The 2,031-nt window shown below is 40.9% G+C and carries 3 protein-coding genes and 1 pseudogene; 3 read left to right on the top strand and 1 reads right to left on the bottom strand.

Going from position 1 to position 2,031, the window contains the following annotated elements:
* Window positions 1–131, bottom strand: a pseudogene (locus BCF53_RS19495) (IS5/IS1182 family transposase); the annotation flags it as partial.
* 137 nt (window positions 132–268) lie between these two features.
* Here BCF53_RS19495 and BCF53_RS19065 point away from each other — a divergent pair.
* From BCF53_RS19065 to BCF53_RS19055, 3 genes are all read left to right on the top strand, one after another.
* Window positions 269–619 (top strand): hypothetical protein, encoded by a 351-nt coding sequence (locus tag BCF53_RS19065; protein WP_132704363.1) that lies wholly within the window; start codon window positions 269–271, stop codon window positions 617–619.
* Between the two features lie 106 nt (window positions 620–725).
* A complete protein-coding gene (locus BCF53_RS19060; RefSeq protein WP_132704361.1) occupies window positions 726–1,439 on the top strand; it encodes a hypothetical protein in 714 nt (237 codons plus the stop codon).
* A 128-nt stretch (window positions 1,440–1,567) separates the two neighbouring features.
* Window positions 1,568–2,031: transposase (locus BCF53_RS19055; RefSeq protein ID WP_132704359.1), on the top strand; the 464-nt coding region annotated here is incomplete at its 3' end.

The raw sequence follows: 2,031 nt of genomic DNA, 5'->3' as shown, positions 1-2,031 counted from the left end.
TAACGGGCAATGGGGCGTTCCAGCTCTCGCCAGGGTAACAAATCATCCATCTGCGATAAGAATTTTTCGCGTCGTGTTTGCTTACGTTTTTTCGCTTGACCTTCGGCGTCTGAAAAACTGAGCTGAGACATGATTGAGTCCGTTAGTTTGGTTTTGGCTATTATCGCTTAATTTGTTGTATTTTTCAGAGGTGCCCTTAACTGGGTTGGTCATATTTGCTTGACCACCTCATACTTTTAGTATAAAAAATACAGGGAAAATGTCTTTGATGCCCGAAGAGGCACAGTGGTTTTTATATATAGACTTTAACTCTTTTAAGATTGTAGACGAAGAAGGCCTATGTCTTGTAACTACCGATAAAGGTGCATTCTATGAATACACTGGCTTTAATCCTAACCCTTGCCATCAAAGGACTAGTATCGAAATACTTTCAGTGACGGTAAATATCAAAGAATCAATAAATTACGAATTTATAGATGAAGTGCCATTTTACTGTACCGTCTACACAAACAAAGGGTTATGGAAGCCGCCTATCTTTTCAAGCCTAAGAAAGAGCGCGCTTATTAAAATAGGTACAGTTGATAATACTGCCTATAAAATAGAAGAGGTGGCTCTATAAATGCTTAACAAGGAGCTTAAATTGCTCACTTCGTTCGCTGGGATTGCTACGCTTGCGCTTCGTAACCCCTTAGCGCGGCGTAATGCGATAGAAAAGATGTGAATTCATGAATGGTAGATATTGGAATAGGCGCCCTTTTTTTAGTTTGTATAGTGATGCTATAAACCTTGCAAAATTAAGTATTTCGTTAACAGAGAATGAGAGCAATGGAGATGTCTTAGCTAGAAACTCAGTACTGAACTCAATCTTTTCACTGGAGGCTGCTGCGAATTGCTTCCTAGACTGTTGCGATCAGCCTAAATCTCTCTCCAAATCATTCGACAAATTAGCGATGGTAGAGAAGTACGAACTATTACTTTTATACAAAAATAGAGAAAAGCGTCTAGATCGAGGTAGTGCAATTGTTCAGAAAGTATCTGAACTGGTCAGTAAGAGAAATAGTTATGTCCATCCAAGGCCAAAGAGTATAGAGCCTCAATACGAAAAAAATGAAATTACCGAACGTGATTATCAGTTTTCAAAAAATAGCTTGTTATCTAGCTCCATGGGGTTTCCCGAAAATCCTATGGAGTGGAATGGTGAGAACGCGGTTCAAGCAATTAACGCTGTATCTGATTTTATGAGTATGTTTCTTATCGAAATGTGTGAACTAACTCCTAAGGATTCAATGCAGTTCCTGTGTGATGAGCTTTATGAAGATGGCGTTTTTAAAGTTATGTTTGGTAAAGAGTGGTCAGGCCACATAATTTACGCTAGGAGAGAATGGGGTGTTAAGTCCAGTTTCGTTTATGAACCTTATTTATCTGCCTCGCTCACATAATAATCACAGGCAGTCGACGCTCCAACGCACTGAAATTTTCCCCGTGCTACGGGCGTTGAGGCTGTAGAAAAACCTCCAAATCCTTCCCGAAAACTTTTAAAATGGCATAAATCAACGGAGTTTGTTTTATGCCAAAATTCAAGCACTACGATTTCAATCAAAGCTCAATGGTCGTGATTAATTATCAAGATCAGCTTCAATCCGGTACGTTCGAACACGCCATTCATTATCTAATCCACAACAAGCTCGATCTCAGTATTTTTAACGACCTGTACAGCAATGATGAAGGAGGTCGCCCGGCTTATGACCCTGCTATTTTGCTCTCGATCATTCTGTTCGCCTATTCCAAAGGCATTACTTCCTCTCGGGAAATCCAATGGTGCTGCGAGACTAACGTCATCTTTAAAGCGCTCTCCTGCGATACCGTTCCACATTGGACAACCATTGCCAAATTCGTTAGCCGGTACCCCAAGAACATGACGGAACTGTTTGAGCAAGTGCTGCTGATTTGCCACGAAGAAGGGCTATTAGGTAATGAACTGTTTGCGATCGATGGCTGCAAGATGCGTTCAAACGCCGCAAAGGAATGGAG

Source organism: Reinekea marinisedimentorum (assembly GCF_004341165.1).
In the GTDB taxonomy this organism is placed as follows: Bacteria; Pseudomonadota; Gammaproteobacteria; order Pseudomonadales; family Natronospirillaceae; genus Reinekea; species Reinekea marinisedimentorum.
The sequence above is the reverse complement of the archived record's forward strand: the minus strand, read 5'-3'. Positions and strand labels throughout refer to the sequence as shown.